Origin of the sequence: Moraxella sp. CTOTU47579 (assembly GCF_032004885.1) — a bacterium.
Lineage (GTDB): Bacteria > Pseudomonadota > Gammaproteobacteria > Pseudomonadales > Moraxellaceae > Faucicola > Faucicola tetraodonis.
The window spans coordinates 177,578-195,764 of the sequence record NZ_DALZOJ010000006.1 but is presented as its reverse complement, the minus strand read 5'-3'; the positions used below and the strand labels follow the sequence as shown (position 1 = coordinate 195,764).

The 18,187-nt window shown below is 42.8% G+C and carries 15 protein-coding genes and 2 pseudogenes; 9 read left to right on the top strand and 8 right to left on the bottom strand.

Going from position 1 to position 18,187, the window contains the following annotated elements; translation table 11 throughout:
* Positions 1 to 308 precede the first annotated feature (308 nt).
* The 5 genes from dnaK to RTP55_RS06440 all read right to left on the bottom strand — a co-directional run bounded on the left by dnaK (position 309) and on the right by RTP55_RS06440 (position 6,343).
* Positions 309 to 2,231 carry a molecular chaperone DnaK gene (gene dnaK / locus RTP55_RS06460; RefSeq protein ID WP_309593310.1) on the bottom strand — a complete coding sequence of 641 codons (1,923 nt, stop codon included), beginning with the start codon at positions 2,229 to 2,231 and terminating at the stop codon, positions 309 to 311.
* A gap of 161 nt (positions 2,232 to 2,392) precedes the next feature.
* Positions 2,393 to 2,974, bottom strand: a complete 582-nt coding sequence (gene grpE, locus RTP55_RS06455) for a nucleotide exchange factor GrpE (protein ID WP_036591743.1) — start codon at positions 2,972 to 2,974, stop codon at positions 2,393 to 2,395.
* A 212-nt stretch (positions 2,975 to 3,186) separates the two neighbouring features.
* Positions 3,187 to 3,792, bottom strand: coding sequence for an L-threonylcarbamoyladenylate synthase (locus RTP55_RS06450; RefSeq protein WP_219331731.1), 606 nt, complete (start codon positions 3,790 to 3,792; stop codon positions 3,187 to 3,189).
* Between the two features lie 48 nt (positions 3,793 to 3,840).
* Positions 3,841 to 5,070 (bottom strand): DNA-processing protein DprA, encoded by a 1,230-nt coding sequence (gene dprA / locus RTP55_RS06445; RefSeq protein ID WP_312385034.1) that lies wholly within the window; start codon positions 5,068 to 5,070, stop codon positions 3,841 to 3,843.
* Positions 5,071 to 5,239: 169 nt separating this feature from the next.
* The gene (locus RTP55_RS06440; protein WP_312385031.1) at positions 5,240 to 6,343 is read right to left on the bottom strand and encodes a LysM peptidoglycan-binding domain-containing protein; all 1,104 of its coding nucleotides are present in this window, start codon (positions 6,341 to 6,343) and stop codon (positions 5,240 to 5,242) included.
* Positions 6,344 to 6,729: 386 nt separating this feature from the next.
* On the opposite strand from RTP55_RS06440, the gene def reads away from it, so the two are divergent.
* Both def and hisB read left to right on the top strand, forming a co-directional pair.
* The gene (gene def, locus RTP55_RS06435) at positions 6,730 to 7,260 is read left to right on the top strand and encodes a peptide deformylase (RefSeq protein ID WP_312385029.1); all 531 of its coding nucleotides are present in this window, start codon (positions 6,730 to 6,732) and stop codon (positions 7,258 to 7,260) included.
* Positions 7,261 to 7,282: 22 nt separating this feature from the next.
* Entirely contained in the window at positions 7,283 to 7,885 is a 603-nt protein-coding gene (gene hisB / locus RTP55_RS06430; protein WP_060994950.1) for an imidazoleglycerol-phosphate dehydratase HisB, read from the top strand.
* A 79-nt stretch (positions 7,886 to 7,964) separates the two neighbouring features.
* Here hisB and RTP55_RS06425 read toward each other — a convergent pair whose 3' ends face one another.
* Complete coding sequence (locus RTP55_RS06425) at positions 7,965 to 8,453, bottom strand: YajQ family cyclic di-GMP-binding protein (protein WP_036591734.1); 489 nt, start codon at positions 8,451 to 8,453, stop codon at positions 7,965 to 7,967.
* 279 nt (positions 8,454 to 8,732) lie between these two features.
* Between RTP55_RS06425 and RTP55_RS06420 the strand changes: the two genes are divergently transcribed.
* Positions 8,733 to 9,479 (top strand): glutathione peroxidase, encoded by a 747-nt coding sequence (locus tag RTP55_RS06420; protein ID WP_312385026.1) that lies wholly within the window; start codon positions 8,733 to 8,735, stop codon positions 9,477 to 9,479.
* A gap of 47 nt (positions 9,480 to 9,526) precedes the next feature.
* Here the strand turns inward: RTP55_RS06420 and RTP55_RS06415 are convergent, their stop codons facing one another.
* Positions 9,527 to 11,500, bottom strand: coding sequence for an ATP-binding cassette domain-containing protein (locus tag RTP55_RS06415; RefSeq protein ID WP_312385024.1), 1,974 nt, complete (start codon positions 11,498 to 11,500; stop codon positions 9,527 to 9,529).
* A 134-nt stretch (positions 11,501 to 11,634) separates the two neighbouring features.
* Here RTP55_RS06415 and erpA point away from each other — a divergent pair, with 134 nt between their 5' ends.
* The 4 genes from erpA to RTP55_RS06395 all read left to right on the top strand — a co-directional run bounded on the left by erpA (position 11,635) and on the right by RTP55_RS06395 (position 15,125).
* Complete coding sequence (gene erpA, locus RTP55_RS06410) at positions 11,635 to 11,967, top strand: iron-sulfur cluster insertion protein ErpA (protein ID WP_065253985.1); 333 nt, start codon at positions 11,635 to 11,637, stop codon at positions 11,965 to 11,967.
* Between the two features lie 385 nt (positions 11,968 to 12,352).
* Positions 12,353 to 12,709 (top strand): roadblock/LC7 domain-containing protein, encoded by a 357-nt coding sequence (locus RTP55_RS06405; protein ID WP_065253953.1) that lies wholly within the window; start codon positions 12,353 to 12,355, stop codon positions 12,707 to 12,709.
* 205 nt (positions 12,710 to 12,914) lie between these two features.
* Entirely contained in the window at positions 12,915 to 14,480 is a 1,566-nt protein-coding gene (gene gshA / locus RTP55_RS06400) for a glutamate--cysteine ligase (protein ID WP_065253952.1), read from the top strand.
* 120 nt (positions 14,481 to 14,600) lie between these two features.
* Positions 14,601 to 15,125, top strand: coding sequence for a disulfide bond formation protein B (locus RTP55_RS06395; protein ID WP_188875035.1), 525 nt, complete (start codon positions 14,601 to 14,603; stop codon positions 15,123 to 15,125).
* A 75-nt stretch (positions 15,126 to 15,200) separates the two neighbouring features.
* Here the strand turns inward: RTP55_RS06395 and guaA are convergent, their stop codons facing one another.
* A complete protein-coding gene (guaA, locus tag RTP55_RS06390; RefSeq protein WP_312385019.1) occupies positions 15,201 to 16,784 on the bottom strand; it encodes a glutamine-hydrolyzing GMP synthase in 1,584 nt (527 codons plus the stop codon).
* A gap of 488 nt (positions 16,785 to 17,272) precedes the next feature.
* Between guaA and RTP55_RS11085 the strand changes: the two are divergent.
* Both RTP55_RS11085 and RTP55_RS11080 read left to right on the top strand, forming a co-directional pair.
* Positions 17,273 to 17,737 (top strand): annotated as a pseudogene (locus RTP55_RS11085) (hypothetical protein); the annotation flags it as partial.
* A 66-nt stretch (positions 17,738 to 17,803) separates the two neighbouring features.
* Positions 17,804 to 18,166, top strand: a pseudogene (locus RTP55_RS11080) (glycine zipper domain-containing protein); the annotation flags it as partial.
* Positions 18,167 to 18,187 lie beyond the last annotated feature (21 nt).

The following is an 18,187-nucleotide window of genomic DNA, read 5'->3' as shown; positions in this document are numbered from 1 at the left end:
TATCGCCCTAAGTGAAAATCCACACAAGTTGTTCTTGTGTTCGTTGTTATTTAGTGTACCAAAGATATCGTCTATCATCTGGTGAGCTTGATATTGTAATACGTTTTGTTTTACTCTGTCAAGCTTTATTTTAATTCTTTCTAAGCTTCGTAACTTGTTTTACTTATTTGTAAACTCTTCGTCGCTCAGTGGTGGCGTATTATACGTGAATTAGAATGGGTGTCAACACCTTTTTCTTAAAATTTTCAAATAAAATAAAAATACCGCCGTGCGGCGGTATTTTTATGATGCTGTAATCAGTGAACTGATTATTTGTTGTCATCTTTTACTTCGGTGAATTCTGCATCGACAACCCCATCATCTTGCTGGGTTTGTTGTGGCTGTGCATCACCCGCTTCTGCGGTAGCGCCTGGGTCAGCGTAGATTTTTTGACTAACCGGTAAGAAGGCATTGTCTAGAGCTTCAAGTTTTGACTTGATGTCATCTAGATTATCTTCTTTAACCGCCAATTCTAGCGCTTTGATAGCGTCTTCTACTGCGGTTTTATCGCTATCGGTTACTTTATCAGCGGCATCTTTCATGGCTTTTTGTACGCCATGAATACGACCATCTGCTTCGTTACGTACTTGCGCAAGTTCAGCAAATTTGGCATCTTCAGCGGCATTGGCTTCAGCATCACGAATCATTTGCTCGATTTCTGAGTCTGATAGACCTGAGTCGGCTTTAATTTGGATACTTTGTGCTTTACCAGTCCCTTTATCTTTCGCTGAGATATTCATGATGCCATCAGCGTTGATGTCAAAGGTAACTTCAATTTGTGGTACGCCACGCGGTGCGGGTGGAATATCGGTCAAATCGAAACGTCCAAGCAATTTGTTTTGTGCGGCAATTTTACGTTCACCTTGGTAGACCTGAATAGTTACTGCTGGTTGATTGTCATCCGCTGTAGAGAACACTTGTGATTTCTTGGTTGGAATCATGGTGTTTTTCTCAATGATTGGTGTCAACACGCCGCCCATGGTTTCGATACCTAGCGTTAACGGTGTCACATCAAGCAGTAGTACGTCAGTTTTGTCACCCGACAGTACCGCACCTTGAATCGCTGCACCCATCGCTACGGCTTCATCAGGATTCACATCTTTACGTGGCTCTTTGCCGAAAAATTCTTGAACACGTTGTTGTACCAGTGGCATACGGCTTTGACCACCTACCAAGATAACATCATCAATATCAGATGCTTTTAAGCCCGCGTCACTCAATGCGATTTTACAAGGCTCAATGGTACGGTTGACAAGCGCTTCAGTTAAGCTTTCTAACTTGGCACGGGTTACGTTCACCACTAAGTGTTTTGGACCTGTGGCATCGGCAGTAATGTACGGTAAGTTAATATCCGTGCTTTGTGAGCTTGAAAGTTCGATTTTTGCTTTCTCTGCCGCTTCTTTTAAGCGTTGCATTGCCAGTGGGTCACCTTTTAGGTTCACACTGTTTTCTTTTTTGAATTCTTCAACCAAGTAGTCAATTAAGGTTAAATCAAAGTCTTCACCGCCTAAGAAGGTGTCACCATTGGTTGAAAGCACTTCAAATTGCTGCTCGCCATCAACGTCTGCGATTTCGATGATTGAAATATCGAAAGTACCACCACCTAAGTCATAAACCGCAATCTTACGATCTGCACCGCCTTTCTTGTCCATACCGTAAGCTAAAGCTGCCGCTGTAGGTTCGTTGATGATACGTTTGACATCAAGACCTGCGATTTTACCCGCGTCTTTAGTAGCTTGACGTTGGCTGTCGTTGAAGTAAGCAGGGACCGTTACTACCGCTTCAGTGACACTTTCACCCAGATAATCTTCTGCAGTTTTTTTCATTTTTTTCAAAACTTCAGCAGAGATTTGGGGTGGTGCTAATTTTTTACCGTTGATGTCAACCCAAGCATCGCCATTGTCAGCTTTGACAATTTTATATGGCACCATGCCGATGTCTTTTTGCACGACTTTGTCTTCAAACTTGCGACCAATCAAACGCTTGATAGCAAATAAGGTATTTTGTGGGTTAGTTACCGCTTGGCGTTTGGCTGATTGACCCACTAAGATTTCGCCGTCATCTTTATAAGCAACGATTGATGGGGTGGTACGTGCGCCTTCAGCATTGTCGATGACTTTAACTTTGTCACCTTCCATCACTGCAACACATGAGTTGGTTGTACCTAAGTCAATACCAATAATTTTAGCCATAATTAAATTCTCCAATTTTTATTTTGATGGTAAGTGGTGATGAGCACCACATTGTCTTGTATTTTTATATCGGTTTACCGAGGGTTTTTTTCAAGCAGTTAGCAAAAGTTTTTTGCTACACTTGTTACCAATCGGTCAATCCGTTGTTTACTGCTTGCTTACTAGCTACCTACGCGAACCATGGCTGGACGCAATAAACGCTCATGTAGCGTATAACCTTTTTGTAGTACTTGACCTACTTGGTTGGCGCTCGCCTCTGGGTCAATGCCCACGGCTTCATGCAGGTCGGCATTAAATGTTTCGCCCTGTGGATTAACCACTTTAACGCCATATTTTTCTAGCACCGCAATCAGCGATTTGTGGGTAAGTTTGACGCCTTCAAGCACAGGATCATTGTCGGATTGGCTATTTTCAATCGCACGTTCAAGGTTATCGACAGTGTCTAATAGGTCTTTGGCAAATTTTTCTAAAGCAAATTTTTTGGTTTTTTCGGTTTCTTGCTCCATGCGGTTGCGCGCATTGTAGGCTTCAGCATTGGCACGGGCATGAGCTTCTTTGGCTTCTTTGACTTGACCTTCAAGCTCGGCAATACGCTGCTCGTAGGTGCTCAAATTGATGTCGCTAGGAATGGTTTTTTGCTCGTTACTTGGCTCAAACTGTTCCATGGCATCTTTTAACTCCGTTGAGACGGCGTCAGTTTGGTTATGCGGTTGCGTATTTTGGTTATTATCAGCTGAATTCATCAATCATCACTCCTATTATCAAGGTAACCGTCACCAAGGTAACAGTTACACGTTAAAACGGTTAAAGTTATTGGCTTTGATAATGGTGAATCCCTTTGATTTCAAGAGTGAGTCGCATTATTTGCGGGTCAAAATGGCGTTTTTCCTATGAAATCCACACTAAATTTGCGTATTTATGACATGAGAAGATAAAATTTGCTAAAAATAAGGTGTTAAGCGCGTACTTGTTGTTGGGTTAGGGCATCAAAAATCTGGCTAGGTCGAACAAATCCAAGGGTGTCGCCGAGTAAATAACCGATGGCATCACCAAAGTATTGATAAGCAGCCGCGAAATCAGTAGCAGGTGTCAAACCCGATAGGTTACAACTTGTGGATACCAAAAATCCAAACGGGTTATTGTGGTCTGCGTGGGCGATGTGATTGCAAAGCTTAGCAATCATCGGATGGCTAATCACTCGTATGGCTAAGCTATCTCGTCCACCTGTGACCCATTCGGGGATTTTGCCTTGCAATGTCGCAGGAATCGGTAACAACCAAGTGGTGGCTTGTGCATCGCTAGACTGCCAACTTGCCGCAATGCTATCAACTACTTGCTGTGGTAACGGCTGTAAGAATGGCTGAATATGCGCGATATCGCCTGTGATAACAATCATGCCTTTTTCGATTGGACGCTGTTTAATCGCTAAAATCTGTTTCACTGCGGTTTCGTTAAATGGATCACAGCCGATTCCCCACACCGCTTCGGTTGGATAAGCGAGCAGATTGCCGGCTTGTAAAAATTGCTGAACTGCATCGAGCTGGGTGTCATTAAATTGCATTATATACCTCGATTATTTGGTAGTTTTTTTGCTCATCGCTTATCAAAATTAAGGGCGGCAGCGCATATATAGACCGCCGCGCTGCATCACCAGTCCCATGAGCTCAAGCTCAATCAGCCAGCCCATAAGTGTCGCAATATCGGTGTGGGTCTTATCGACCAAGCTGTCTAAATCTTGCCCTACCCAATCGAGTTGATTAAGCAATTTCTGCAAATGCGGCGCCACATCCATCGCCAATGGCGCTTGGTGCGGCTGGGTGTTTGAAACTGATTCGGACGGTAATTGAGGGCTATTAATGACTGCCTGTGCAACTATCGGCGCTGTTTCAACCTCAGCGGCTTTGACAAGCGGTGATTTAAAAATTGATAAATCTTCCAAAATTTGTGATGGATGATCGACCAAGGTCGCACCTTCACGAATCAATTGGTGGCAACCTTTGGCGTTGAGGTTGTCAATATGACTAGGAATAGCAAAGACTTGTTTGCCTTGCTCGTTGGCTTCTCTGGCAGTGATGAGCGAGCCGCTTTTGGCAGCGGCTTCTACAACCAAAGTTGCCAAACTTAGCCCAGCGACGAGACGATTGCGCCTTGGAAAATGGTAACGATTGCTCGGCATATCAGGCAATAATTCACTAATGACGCAGCCACCTGACGCAATAATATGGGCTTTAAGGCTGGCGTGATTTTTTGGGTAACAATGTTTAATACCATTGCCCAGTACCGCAATAGTACCACCTTGTGTGCCAGTCATTTGTAGACTTAACGCACCTAAATGCGCTTGTTTGTCAATGCCTTCTGCCATGCCACTGGTGACCCATAAGCCTTCGTGCGCCAAATATTGCGCCATATCAAAGGCGATTTTTTCAGCATGTGGACTTGGTTTGCGGCTACCAACAATCGCCAATTGTGGTTGGCTTAATGCAGATAAATTGCCTTGATAAAATAACAAAGGCGGTGGGTCATAGATGTTTTTTAATTGAGTCGGATATAAAGGGTCATTATGAAACACAACCCCATACTGCCCTTGTGATAGTTCTAATAGCGTATCATGCAAAAACTGGCTGGTTCGACTGGCGCTGATAAACTCAGCAAAACGTTTGTGGTGATTATCATGCAAGCCCAGCGCTTGCCAGTCTGCCAGCTTAGCTTGAATCGCTTGTTCAGCGCTACCAAAACGCGCTACAAGCTTGTTATAAACAGGCACCGATAAGTTCACTAAATGCCATAATAATAAGGCAGCCTGCTGCGCCGGGTTTAAGTTAGGCTGATAATCCTGCATCACGTATATTCCTTAGGCATGTATAGGGCTTATGAATGTTTGCTATTATAAATTTTTCTCACCATAAAAACTTTAAAGACAGCAAAGCCAGTCAAGGTGACTGGCTTTTGAACGATCGCTTACCAATCAAGCATAAGCAAGGGCAAGCAAGCAAAGGTAAGCGAAAGCGTTAGTTGCCGACCGCAGGCAATAAAAAATCTTGCTCATGAATTGGTGATTCAGCATCGAGTACATAAGCGTAGCTAATATCGTTAAATGCTTTAAATACCATCACATGACCGATTTGCTCACTTGGCAAGCGTACTGCCCCACCTTTCACGGATGCATAGTCGTCCAAGACTAAAGCGCCTTTTTGATAAACCGTTAGCACATCGCCTGGCTGAGCGCCTTGGCTAGTACCCAAATTAATGGCAATCACCCCATCTCGACCCGCACTACTAATGGAATTTAAAATACGAATCACGCGACCGCCACGGGTAACGCTGGCAGGTTTTGGATAAAACGCAGGTGGCAAGTACTGACCGACTTCGACAAACACACGGTCACCTTCGCGCACTTCTTGACCATACGATTTTTTAAGCTCGATACTAGAAACACCGTTTGATGCTACGCTAGTGACGATACCTGCGGCAACTTGGGTGACTTCAAGACCGATGACTTTACGGGTGGTTGGGTCAACATACGGTTCGCCCTCACGATACACGCCATAGCGTTGTCCCACAATGAGTGGCACGCCTTTAGCATATATTTTGTTACCGACACCTGTGATAATGTTTTTATCTTTTGAAGCCAGCACATAGGGGGTAGTTTTAAAGTCATCAGGCGATACGATGATATTGCGTTCAAGCCATGTTTCAATGGCAGTCAAAGGAATCGCAGGGATACTACCTGCGGCACTCACCACGGTGGTTGTGGTGACTGGCGCGTTCATGGCTTTTTCAATGCCTGCACAGCCTTCCCCCGTGTCTACACCGACCAATTTTTGCCCTTTAATCACACATAAGATAATCACATCTTTTGGATAAATCAGATGCGGATTACGAATCTGTTTATTAGTCGCCCAAATTTCTTTCCAGCGCCACGGACTTTCTAAGAATTTACCGGAGATATCCCAAAGCGTATCACCTTTTTTCACCACATAACGGTTGGGCGCATCGGCTTTGATACGAGGTGGCGGGTTGTTAGCAGCGGCTAGCGAACTCACTGTCATACCAAGGGTTGCCAACAAAGCGAAGGATAATTTTTTCATTGTCGTGGTGTTATAGTTTGTCATAGCCCAATACTCAAGGTTAACGGCTTAACGCTTTAAAATGGCATACGCTTTACCATCACTTATAAAAAATCATAGCCGAATGTTGTGTTATGTGTCGCAAAATCACCCATAATTTGCACTATGTAAATTTTGGTTAGCATAGCATAAAATAATTGGGGCTTCATAAATTTTCTCTTTAATTCTCTTTAAATAGTTTTTTTAAATAATTGGTTTTTGGTAGATTTTAATCACTCAATCATTATCATTGATTATTTGCTATTGTGAAGCGATTGGATTGCACCTATATATAGGTTATAGTAGCCAAACTTTAGCGTTTGCGTTACCCTATGCCAATTTTTTTAGATAATTTTTGCCTTATTATTTGCCTTATTAACAGTTGACCGATTATGACTTTACGTACCATTTTAAATTACCCAGATCCGAGACTTCGTACCCTTGCCAAGCCTGTCACCCACTTTGGTGATGACCTAAAAACCTTGATTGATGATATGTTCGAAACCATGTATGCCGCCAAAGGTATAGGTCTGGCGGCAACGCAAGTGGATGAGCACATTCAATTGGTAGTGATGGACTTATCTGAAGATGGCAGCCAGCCTCGGGTGTTTATCAATCCCATTGTGACCCCGTTAGCCGATGAATTATATAGCTACGAAGAAGGGTGTTTGTCTGTGCCCGAGTATTATGACAAAGTCGATAGACCCAAACATGTCAGAATTGAGGCTGTCGACGCGCAGGGCAACCCGTTTGTTGAAGAAGCACAAGGCCTACTTGCCGTATGTATCCAACATGAAATTGACCACTTAAATGGTAAAGTTTTTGTGGATTATTTATCCAAGCTCAAACAAGACCGTGCGCGTGACAAAGTGCGTAAAGTTGTCAAACAGCGTGAAAAAGATGCTGAACATAAAAGATTGTGATTTTTAACTGTAAGGGAAAACCATGACCACTCGCCCATCGCGTATCGCCACCGTCACACGAAATACCGCTGAAACCCAAATCACCGTGTCTATCAACCTTGACGGTACCGGTCAAGGCGCCATTGACACGGGTGTGCCATTTCTGGACCATATGCTTGACCAAATCAAACGACATGGCTTAATTGACATGGATATTACCTGTAACGGTGACACCCACATTGACGACCATCATAGTGTCGAAGATGTTGGTATTACGCTAGGTCAAGCCTTCAAACAAGCGATTGGTGACAAAAAAGGCATCGTGCGTTATGGACATTTTTATGCCCCACTCGATGAAAGCCTTAGCCGTGCGGTAGTGGATATTTCAGGTCGCCCTGGACTGCACATGGATATCCCGTTTACCCGTGCGATGATTGGTGGGTTTGATGTAGATTTGTTCAGTGAATTTTTCTATGGCTTTGTCAATCATGCCATGATAACTATTCATTTGGATAACTTGAAAGGCAAAAACAGCCATCACCAAATTGAAAGTACCTTTAAAGCCTTTGCTCGTGCGCTGCGTATGGCGGTGGAATATGATGAACGCGCACTCAATAGATTGCCGAGTACAAAAGAAAGTCTCTAATAGTAACCTGTAAAAATAAAAGCCCTGTTTAAGACAAGGGCTTTTTTTATGATAGTTGTTTTGTACTAATTTTTGCGTGCTAGTCTTTAAAATTATTAAATTGCAGTGGCACACCAAATTGTTTTTCTTTCAAAAACGCCATCGCTTGCTGTAGCGTGTCTTTTTTCTTATCATTGACTCGTACTTTATCGCCTTGAATCGCTGCCGATACTTTCAAATCCGACTCTTTTAATGCCTTGCTGATTTTTTTGGCGGTATCGCCATCAAGTCCATCTTTGAGATTGACCACCTTTTTCATTTGTTTGCCCGAGCCTTGATTATCCTGTGGGTCGAGCGACTGCAAATCCACCCCGCGTTTTATCATGTTTTTCTCAAGCATGGCATATACGTTTTCCATCTGCAACTCATTGTCTGCGGTGATGGTGATTTTTTTGTCTTTTTCATTCAGTTCGACTTTAATATCACTGCCTTTAAAATCAAAACGGGTGGCAATCTCTTTTTCGGTATTTTGTACGGCATGTTTAACTTCAAATAACTGTAATTCTGAAACCACGTCAAATGATGGCATGAGGTTTTCCTTATCAAATTTGTTGAATAAAATCTAAAAAATCTGCCCTATCATAACTGATTTTATCAATTTTTAACAATTGACGCACTGTTATCACCACAGTTAATAATATAAAATAAATCATAAAATATGTAATGATTTAAAATACTTATTAAAATAATTAACTTTTTAATAACGCTGATTACAGTTTTTTACCTTATTTGTTTGTATAATGAGTAAGCAAATAGCTCATTTACTAAAAAATGTAGTATAACAATTTACGATAATAAGGAGTAGGATATGGCGTTTAGCGATATGATTGGCAAACAAGTGCCAAGCGTGACTTTTCATACCCAACAGCAAGGCAAATGGGTAGATGTTAGCACGGATGAATTATTTAAAGGCAAAAAAGTAGTATTATTTGCCTTACCAGGGGCATTTACACCAACGTGTTCATCACTGCATTTACCGCGCTATAATGAATTGGCAACTGAATTTGCCAAACTAGGCGTTGATGACATCGTGTGTGTCTCAGTCAACGATACCTTTGTTATGAATGCTTGGGCCAAAGACCAAGACTGTAGCAATGTGACCGTGATTCCAGATGGTAACGGTGAGTTTGCTGAAGCGATGGGACGCTTAATTGATGACTCAGCAATTGGGTTTGGCAAACGTTCATGGCGTTATTCGATGCTGGTCGATGATGGTAAAATTGTCAAAATCTTTGACGAACCCCAAGACAGCGGCAGTGATGACCCATACGAAGTATCAGATGCTGATACTATGATTAAATATATCGACCCAAACTGGCAAGACAAACCCTCTGTCTCAATTTTTACCAAGCCTGGTTGCCCACATTGTGCCAAAGCCAAAGAAACGTTAACTCAAAAGGGCTTTCAGTTTGAAGAAATTGTACTTGGTAAAGATGCGAGTATTACCTCAGTGCGAGCCATTACTGGTCGTGAAACTACCCCACAGGTGTTTATCGGTGGCAAACACATCGGTGGTAATGATGACTTACAAAAATATTTTGCTGATGCAAAATAATGTTTGATTAAATAAAAAAAGACAGTCTAGGCTGTCTTTTTTATTGTCTAGTTAAAATTATTTTCCATCTCTTCAAGTGTCATCATCAAAGTCATCACATTTTCTTCGAATGCTTCAATTTGTCCTTTTAGCGTGGTTTGTTCATCGAGTAGCTTCAGTAAGGTGGCTTTATGGCTATCCTCATACAGACCTGCATCACCTAGCTTTTCTTCAATCTCACCTAGCTGCGCCATGAATTTTTCTAGTTGTTTTTCTTCGTTTTCGATTTTTTTACGGATGGGCGCGGTAAGTTTACGCTGTTCAGCGGATTTTTTGCGTTGTTCTTCTTTGGATAACGCATTGGGTACGTTAGACGTTTCACGTGAAACATCTGTTTTTTGGTGGGCTAATTTTTTGTCTTCGAGTTTTTTATTGTCGCTCGCTTGTTTGGCTTGCTGTTTACGGGTCTGTGATAACCACTGACTATAATAAGCGATGTCATTGTCAAAGATGTTACATTGCCCGTCATGCACCAAATATAGCTCATCGCAAACATTGGCTATCATTTCTCGGTCGTGTGATACCAGAATGACCGCCCCTTCAAATTCTTGCAAGGCCATGCTCAATGCTTGCCGCATCTCCAAATCTAGGTGGTTGGTCGGCTCGTCTAATACCAACACATTGGGACGCTGCCATACGATGAGCGCAAGGGTGAGTCTTGCCCGCTCACCGCCAGAGAACAACTTGCTTTTGGTATCAATGCGGTCACCGCGAAAGTCAAAACTCCCTAAAAACGCCCGTAAATCAGCGTCTGAAGTTTTGCCTGCGAGACGCTGCAGCATCAATATAGGTGATGCTTCTCCATCGAGGCTATCCATTTGGTGTTGGTTAAAATACCCCAGTACCAAACTATCTGCAGCTTTACGCGTCCCAGCCAAGATAGGCAACTCACCCACCAAGCCTTTAATGACCGTTGATTTGCCTGCGCCATTCATCCCTAGCAGACCGATGCGGCTGTCAGGGGTAATTTGTAGGCGAATATTCTCGATAAGTGGTACACCGTTGTAACCCACACTGGCATTGTCTAGCACCAATAATGGCGATGTTAATTGCACAGGGGATTTGAACCGAAACTGAAACGGGTTGTCCGCCATGATAGGCGCTAGCTCGGTCATCCGCTCCAGCTGTTTGACACGGGCTTGCGCTTGTTTGGCTTTAGAAGCTTTGGCTTTAAAACGGCGAATAAAATCTTCAAGGTGGGCACGGGTTTCTTGCTGTTTTTCAAATTGTTGCTGCTGCTGGGCTAGGCGTTCACTACGGGTACGCACAAAGGTGCTGTAATTGCCTGTATAAAGGGTCATTTGTTGGTTTTCAATGTGCAAGATATTGCTCACTACATTATCCAAAAACGCTTGGTCATGCGAAATCATGAGTAACGTGCCGTCATAGGCTTTGAGCCATTCTTCAAGCCACAAAATGGCATCCAAATCCAAGTGATTGGTCGGCTCATCAAGCAACAATAAATCCGCACGGCTCATTAAGGTTTTGGCAAGGTTTAGGCGCATACGCCAGCCCCCTGAAAAACTACTCACAGGTTGGCTTTCTTGAGCAACATTAAACCCAAGTCCTGTCATGATTTGGGAGGCTTTTGCAGGGGTACTATAACCATGGATATCATCAAAGCGCGCGTGCACATGGGCAAGCTCATCTTCTGACAAGGTATCTGGATGGTTAATCTTATCTTGCAGCTCAAAGTATTCTTTGTCGCCACTCAACACAAAATCTATCGCCGATTGGTCAGTGGTTTCAATCTCTTGCGCCATATGACCGATTTGCCAACTGTTTGGAACCGATAGACTGCCTGTGTCGAGTGCCAATTCGCCTTCGCCTTTTTGGGTCAATAGCGTCGCAAAAAAACTGGATTTACCTGTGCCATTGTTGCCTGTTAACCCGATTTTCCAACCTGGATGGATTTGCAAATTAACATCTTTAAATAATACCCGCCCATCACGGCGAATACTGGCATCTTTTAGTTCTATCATAATCGGCTCAAAACTCAAAAAATTTGACTAAAATTAAATGGGAAAAATTCTTGATAGTATAAAGCAAGCACCCCATAATAATAAAAAAGTTTTTATAAGGAATACCCCCGATGAGCGATACCGTAACTGATAGTATGGTTGATGGCATGACTTTAACCGATAATGCTGCTAAAAAAGTGCGTAACCTACGTGATTCAGAAGGCAATAACGACTTGATGCTGCGAGTATATGTGACGGGTGGTGGCTGTTCGGGTTTTTCGTATGGTTTTAATTTTGAAGAAAACTTGGGCGATGATGATGCTACCTTTAGTAACGATGATGTAGCATTGGTTGTTGATAGTTTGAGCTACCAATACCTACATGGCTCAACCATTGATTATGTGGAAGGATTAGAAGGCTCGCGTTTTACCGTCAACAATCCAAACGCCACCACGACTTGTGGTTGTGGTTCGTCATTTTCTATCTAGCTTTACTGGCTAATTTTACTGGGATTCTTTACCTAGTTCATTTGCATAATTAAAAGGCTTTAGCTTAAATATAGCCAGCAACTGTTAAGTTTAGCCTTTTAATTTTCATTCATCCTGTATTTGTTACCTTTGAACAAAATCATCTACATTTTTTCAGCGTTTATCAGATTTGATTTGTGTCGTTAGCCTTTATCCGTAATAATGATTTTATCAACAGCGTGATGACACTTAACCGTGTTATCATCAAGTACCCTAATATAGGTTGATATTAATTTATTCTTGTTAATTACTTAATGTTAAATGTTTTAATGATTTAAGTTTGTTAGCTAAGCAATTATTAATAAGCAATCTTTATTATTCATTTAATAATACCAAGGAGCTTATCATGGCTAAATTATCTTTAGACTCACTCAATAACATCGACGGTTTCATTGCAGCTGCATTGGTTGACAGCGAATCAGGTCTAGCACTTGCCTCAACCGGTAATGGTATCGACCTTGAAGTTGCAGCAGCGGGTAACACTGAAGTGGTACGTGCAAAACGTAAAACTGCTAAAGCATTAGGTCTTAACGACAAGATCGAAGATATCCTAATCACATTAAGTAAACAATATCACTTAATCCGTCCGCTAGTCCGTAATGAAAACCTATTTTTGTACCTAGTACTTGATCGCCAAAAATCAAACCTAGCTATGGCGCGTCATGAATTAAAAGGGTTTGAGACTGAATTAGATTTCTCTTAATGCTTTTTTGATTAAAAGTTTCAGGTAAAAATTATCACTTAATCAAATAATGGGATAGTTTTTATCATACCCACGGTATTTACTGTGGGTTTTTTACGTTTGGCGATTATTGCAATTGGTAATTTCGTCATCACGATATTTTGATAGTGTTTGTATAAATTTGGTGGCATAATTTCACACAATTAAAAATAATTCTAGGATAATTATGACCCAAGCGCCTCAAACTTGTACTTCTTTGCAGCTACCTACTTGGCTGACCGCTGAAAACATTCATGGCATGCTACGGGGTATCGAAAAAGAAGGCTTACGTATGAGCCCTGAGGGATATATCGCCACTACCCCACACCCGGCAAAGCTTGGCTCAAAACTCACTCACCCTTTTATCACTACTGACTATGCCGAAAGCTTGTTAGAGCTAATTACTGAGCCAAAACCCACGGTGAAAGAAGCACTTGATATGCTGCGTGATTTGCATATTGTGGTACAAAATGCTTTGACCGATGACGAGCTGTTTTGGTCGATGTCGATGCCTTGTATGATTTCGGGCGATGAAGATATTTTGCTGGCCGACTATGGCACCTCAAACTCAGGTAGATTAAAAACCCTATATCGTCACGGTCTAGGCATCCGCTATGGTCGCCGTATGCAGACCATTGCTGGATTGCATTATAATTTATCATTTGGTGATAATTTATTCACCGCTTGGCAACAGCAGTTAGGTGATACCCAGCCATTAACTGAATTTAAAAATGAAAAATACTTGGGTCTGATTCGTAACTTCAAACGTCTAAGTGGTATGGTGCTGTACTTGGTTGGTGCAAGTCCTGCCGTGTGCGCGTGTTTTTTAAAGGGTCGCGAGCATCCGCTACAGCCAATGAACGCATCAACCTACTATTTACCCAATGCTACCTCTCTGCGCATGGGCAAACTGGGTTATCAAAATAGTGTACAAGATGATTTAGATATCCGCTACAACAGTCTCGATGAATATGTCGCAGGTTTGCGTAATGCCATCCACACGCCGCATCCTAATTTTAGCGCGTTGGGACTCGATGACGACAACGGCTATCCCATTCAAATCAATGACCATATTTTGCAGATTGAAAACGAGTACTACAGCCCGATTCGACCCAAACAAATTACCCAACCTGGCGAAAACCCCAGTGATGCCTTAGCCAAGCGCGGTATCGCTTATGTGGAACTCCGAGCGATTGACTTAGATCCGTACAGCGAAATCGGTATCAGCTTAAATACCGCCTGTTTTATGGAAATTTTGGCATTGTACTGTCTATTGCTAGATAGTCCTGACTTATTGCCCGATGAAGATGCCCTACTTGCTCAAAACCAAGAAAAAATCGTCAATCAAGGGCGCGAGCCAAACTTAATGATTGATACAGTAGCTGGGCAAGTCGCATTTAAAGACTGGCTACTACAGCATCTGCTAGGTATGCGTAAGCTATCAGAACTCATGGATGTCACCTATGGTAGCAATGATTACCGCAATGCGTGGCAATCGATGATGGCAAAAGCGCAAAATCCAGACAATACCCTGTCAGCGCAAGTATTAGTCGATACCGAACGCTTTGATAGTAGCTGGCAGTTTGGTAAGTCACTGGCGCAAATGCATGCCAATCGCTTAAGACATCAAGGATTGGTCCCTGAGCAAATGACTTACTTTGAGCAGCTTGCCAAAAACTCTGTGCGTGAGCAAGCCGATATCGAGCAGAATGACACACAAGATTTTTATGCCTATGTGGGTCAATTTCGCTAGTTAGCAGGTGCTAGTAATCAGATATTGTTGGACTGATTATTTTTTAGGGTTAAATTTCTAAAATTCTAAGCGCTATGGTTTGGCTTATTCTTTTTCACTAAATTGTTTGATGGTTTTTTTATGCGTGATGCTTCATTGACCCACAGCTTGTTAAGTTATCGGGGACTGGCAGGACTATTGACGTTAGCCAGTATTATTGGCATGAGTTTCGCCTATTTTTATTTGCAAGGGGTGGTAAAATTAGACCCGTGTCCGCTGTGTATCTTTCAGCGAGTGGGTTTAATTGTGATGGGGATTTTTGCATTTATCGCCTTTTTACTCAATCCAAAACAAGCTTGGGCAAAGATTTTGTTGATGTTTGGCGCGCTGCTCGGCATTTTGTGGTCAATTGCTGTGGCGATTCGCCATGTATGGATTCAACACCTGCCACCTGACCAAGTCCCCTCATGTGGTCCTGGGTTGGACTATTGGATGGATACGCTGCCGATTGCTCAAGTGTTGAAAGAAGTATTTAAAGGTTCTGGCGAGTGTGCGGTGATTGACTGGACGTTTTTAGGCTTTAGTATCCCAGAATTATCACTGGGGTTTTTTAGCATTTTATTGATAATGATTATTTTGGCGATACGTCAAAGCAATACTCGATAACGCTATCGATCGTGGTTTAACCCCATAAAAAAGGCGATAATCAATCGCCTTTTTTTATTAGCTTTTTTAGTCGCTTTATTCCCACTCAATAGTCGCTGGTGGCTTACTTGAGATATCGTAGGTCACACGTGATACTTCTTTGATTTCATTCATGATGCGATTAGACACGGTTTCAATCAAATCATACGGTAAATGGGCAAAACGTGCTGTCATAAAGTCGATGGTTTCAACCGCTCGTAACGCAATCACCCACGCATAGCGGCGACCATCACCGACCACGCCCACTGATTTTACCGGTTGGAACACGGCAAACGCTTGTGCGGTTTTATCATACCAACCAGATTTTTCCAATTCTTGCATAAAGATGGCATCGGCTTGACGCAAAATATCGGCATATTCTTTTTTCACTTCACCCAAGATACGCACGCCTAGACCTGGACCTGGGAAAGGATGACGATAAATCATTTTTTCAGGTAGACCTAATGTCACACCGAGCTTACGCACTTCATCTTTAAACAAATCACGTAAGGGTTCAATGAGTTTGAACTGCAAATCGTCTGGCAAGCCACCAACATTGTGGTGCGACTTGATCACATGCGCTTTGCCTTGGTGACTTTTTGCCGATTCAATGACATCGGGATAAATGGTCCCTTGTGCCAAGAATTGAATGCCTTTGCCCTCAGCCGACAGTTCACGTGCGGTATCTGCAAACACATCGATAAAGGTTTTGCCAATGATTTTACGTTTGGCTTCTGGATCGCTAACACCGGCTAATGCGGTCAAAAAACGTTCTTCAGCATCCACGCGAATGACTTTAACGCCCATGTTTTCAGCAAAGATTTGCATCACTTGGTCGCCTTCATGGAGCCGTAACAAACCATTATCAACAAACACGCAAGTTAGCTGCTCGCCAATCGCTTTGTGAAGCAGTGCGGCTACCACCGAGCTATCAACGCCGCCCGAAAGTCCCAACAACACTTGCTCATCGCCAATTTGTTCTTTTAATTGCGCCACACGCATTTCAATGATGTTATCCGGCGTCCACGCATTGGCACAGCCACAGATTTGGTGGACAAATCGGCTAATCAATGCTTCACCTTGTAGCGTATGGGTCACTTCTGGATGAAACTGCACCCCATAATAATGCTTGCTTTCATTTGCCATCGCAGCAATTGGGCAGCTTGGGGTTCTGGCAGTCACTTCAAAGCCTGCAGGTAACTCAACGACTTTATCGCCATGACTCATCCAAACGTGTAATTTGTTGGGCTCATCTTCAATGCCTTTAAAGAAGCTATCTTGAGCGGTTTTTTCAATGATAGCAGCGCCAAACTCTTGGTGACTGCTGGCTTCAATTTTACCACCAAACCGATCTGCCATCGCCTGCATACCATAGCAAATGCCTAGTACCGGCACATTGATATCAAATACGGCGTCATTAATTTTTGGGCTATTTTCTGCATACACGCTCTCTGGACCGCCCGATAAAATAACCCCTTTTGCACCAAAGTCGTGAATGCGCTGTGCTTCGATATCGTATGGGTACATTTCACAAAATACCCCTGCTTCACGCACGCGGCGCGCAATTAGTTGACTGTACTGTGAACCATAATCCAATACCAAGATACGGTCTTGTTTGATTGAGTTGTTGGATGTTGACATACAAGCCTCTTTAAATTTAGGTAAATAGCTTAACTGAACCGATGCTAACAGGTTTCAAAAATTCATGGTTGGTTATTGTATCAATTAATGGCTTTATCTGCTGATTTTTATAGGGTGAAAATAGCTATATGAATGTTTTAAGTAAAAATTTTCCCTAAAAAATTTCTATGATAAACGGTCATTAATTGCGTTTTATTTGTATCACTTTCACCAATTGATTATCTTTGTTACACAAACATCATCTAATAGGCTTTAGGTTTACCAAACTCTACGAAAAAATTGCTCATACTGCTACAGATTAGACGCAAAAATTTATTATTATGAAACAGTAATAACCGGAAACGGTTTTACGAAAAATTGATTTTAATTGATTTTAATTTAACGTCACGTTTAATCGTTTTTCGACAATAAAAATAACAGCCGTATTAAAAATTTTTTCTAAATACTAGTATGGCTTGGATAAAAAAACTTCAAATGAGGATACAATCATGGTAGATAATATTAATAATTCAGACTTAAACCGCGACCCTATCACTGGTGAACCAGGCTCACATCCAATCGGTACCGCAGTAGGCGGTATGGGTGGTGCTGCTGCAGGTGCAGCTATCGGTGCTATTGGTGGTCCATTAGGTATGTTAATCGGCGGCGCAATTGGTGCAATCGCTGGTGGTGCTGCAGGTCATGCCGCAGGTGAAGCGATTGATCCAACTATCGAAGATACTTATTGGAACGATACCTATTCACAAACAACCTACTATAAAGATGGTTATGATTATACCACTGACTATCAACCAGCTTATGCCGTCGGTTATGCCAATCGTGCAAAATACCCAGCCGGTACAACGTTTGACAGTGTTGAATCAGACCTTGAACGTAGCTGGCATGAAGTAAAAGGTAATTCACGTCTTGCATGGGAAGATGCCAAAGAAGCCATTCGTGATGGTTGGGATAGAACAGACGCGCGTATTGCTGGTCAGGAATATTCACCACGTCTTCGTACGGTGGATGGCTATGCAGAAGGTGAAGAAAAAGGTCATCCTGTTGCTACTGGTACAGGTGCATTAGGTGGTGCCGCAGCAGGTGCAGCCGTTGGTTCAGTAGCCGGTCCTGTTGGTACCTTAGTGGGTGGCGCTATCGGCGCGGTAGCAGGTAGCGCGGCAGGTCATGAAGTCGGTGAAGCAGTCAATCCTACCACCGCTGAAGATGCTTACGAAAAACCTCACCCAGTTGCCAGTGGTTCTGGGGCACTAGGTGGCGCCGCAGCCGGTGCAGCCGTTGGTTCAGTAGCGGGTCCTGTCGGTACCTTAGTGGGTGGCGCGATTGGCGCTGTAGCTGGCGGGGCAGCAGGTCATGAAGTCGGTGAAGCAGTCAATCCAACTGAAGCAGGCGAACAGCGTAAAGAA

Bases quoted from the DNA above. Each gene is read 5' to 3' on its own strand.
- dnaK (WP_309593310.1), bottom strand. From the start codon at position 2,231: ATGGCTAAAATTATTGGTATTGACTTAGGTACAACCAACTCATGTGTT.
- grpE (WP_036591743.1), bottom strand. From the start codon at position 2,974: ATGAATTCAGCTGATAATAACCAAAATACGCAACCGCATAACCAAACT.
- RTP55_RS06450 (WP_219331731.1), bottom strand. From the start codon at position 3,792: ATGCAATTTAATGACACCCAGCTCGATGCAGTTCAGCAATTTTTACAA.
- dprA (WP_312385034.1), bottom strand. From the start codon at position 5,070: ATGCAGGATTATCAGCCTAACTTAAACCCGGCGCAGCAGGCTGCCTTA.
- RTP55_RS06440 (WP_312385031.1), bottom strand. From the start codon at position 6,343: ATGACAAACTATAACACCACGACAATGAAAAAATTATCCTTCGCTTTG.
- def (WP_312385029.1), top strand. From the start codon at position 6,730: ATGACTTTACGTACCATTTTAAATTACCCAGATCCGAGACTTCGTACC.
- hisB (WP_060994950.1), top strand. From the start codon at position 7,283: ATGACCACTCGCCCATCGCGTATCGCCACCGTCACACGAAATACCGCT.
- RTP55_RS06425 (WP_036591734.1), bottom strand. From the start codon at position 8,453: ATGCCATCATTTGACGTGGTTTCAGAATTACAGTTATTTGAAGTTAAA.
- RTP55_RS06420 (WP_312385026.1), top strand. From the start codon at position 8,733: ATGGCGTTTAGCGATATGATTGGCAAACAAGTGCCAAGCGTGACTTTT.
- RTP55_RS06415 (WP_312385024.1), bottom strand. From the start codon at position 11,500: ATGATAGAACTAAAAGATGCCAGTATTCGCCGTGATGGGCGGGTATTA.
- erpA (WP_065253985.1), top strand. From the start codon at position 11,635: ATGGTTGATGGCATGACTTTAACCGATAATGCTGCTAAAAAAGTGCGT.
- RTP55_RS06405 (WP_065253953.1), top strand. From the start codon at position 12,353: ATGGCTAAATTATCTTTAGACTCACTCAATAACATCGACGGTTTCATT.
- gshA (WP_065253952.1), top strand. From the start codon at position 12,915: ATGACCCAAGCGCCTCAAACTTGTACTTCTTTGCAGCTACCTACTTGG.
- RTP55_RS06395 (WP_188875035.1), top strand. From the start codon at position 14,601: ATGCGTGATGCTTCATTGACCCACAGCTTGTTAAGTTATCGGGGACTG.
- guaA (WP_312385019.1), bottom strand. From the start codon at position 16,784: ATGTCAACATCCAACAACTCAATCAAACAAGACCGTATCTTGGTATTG.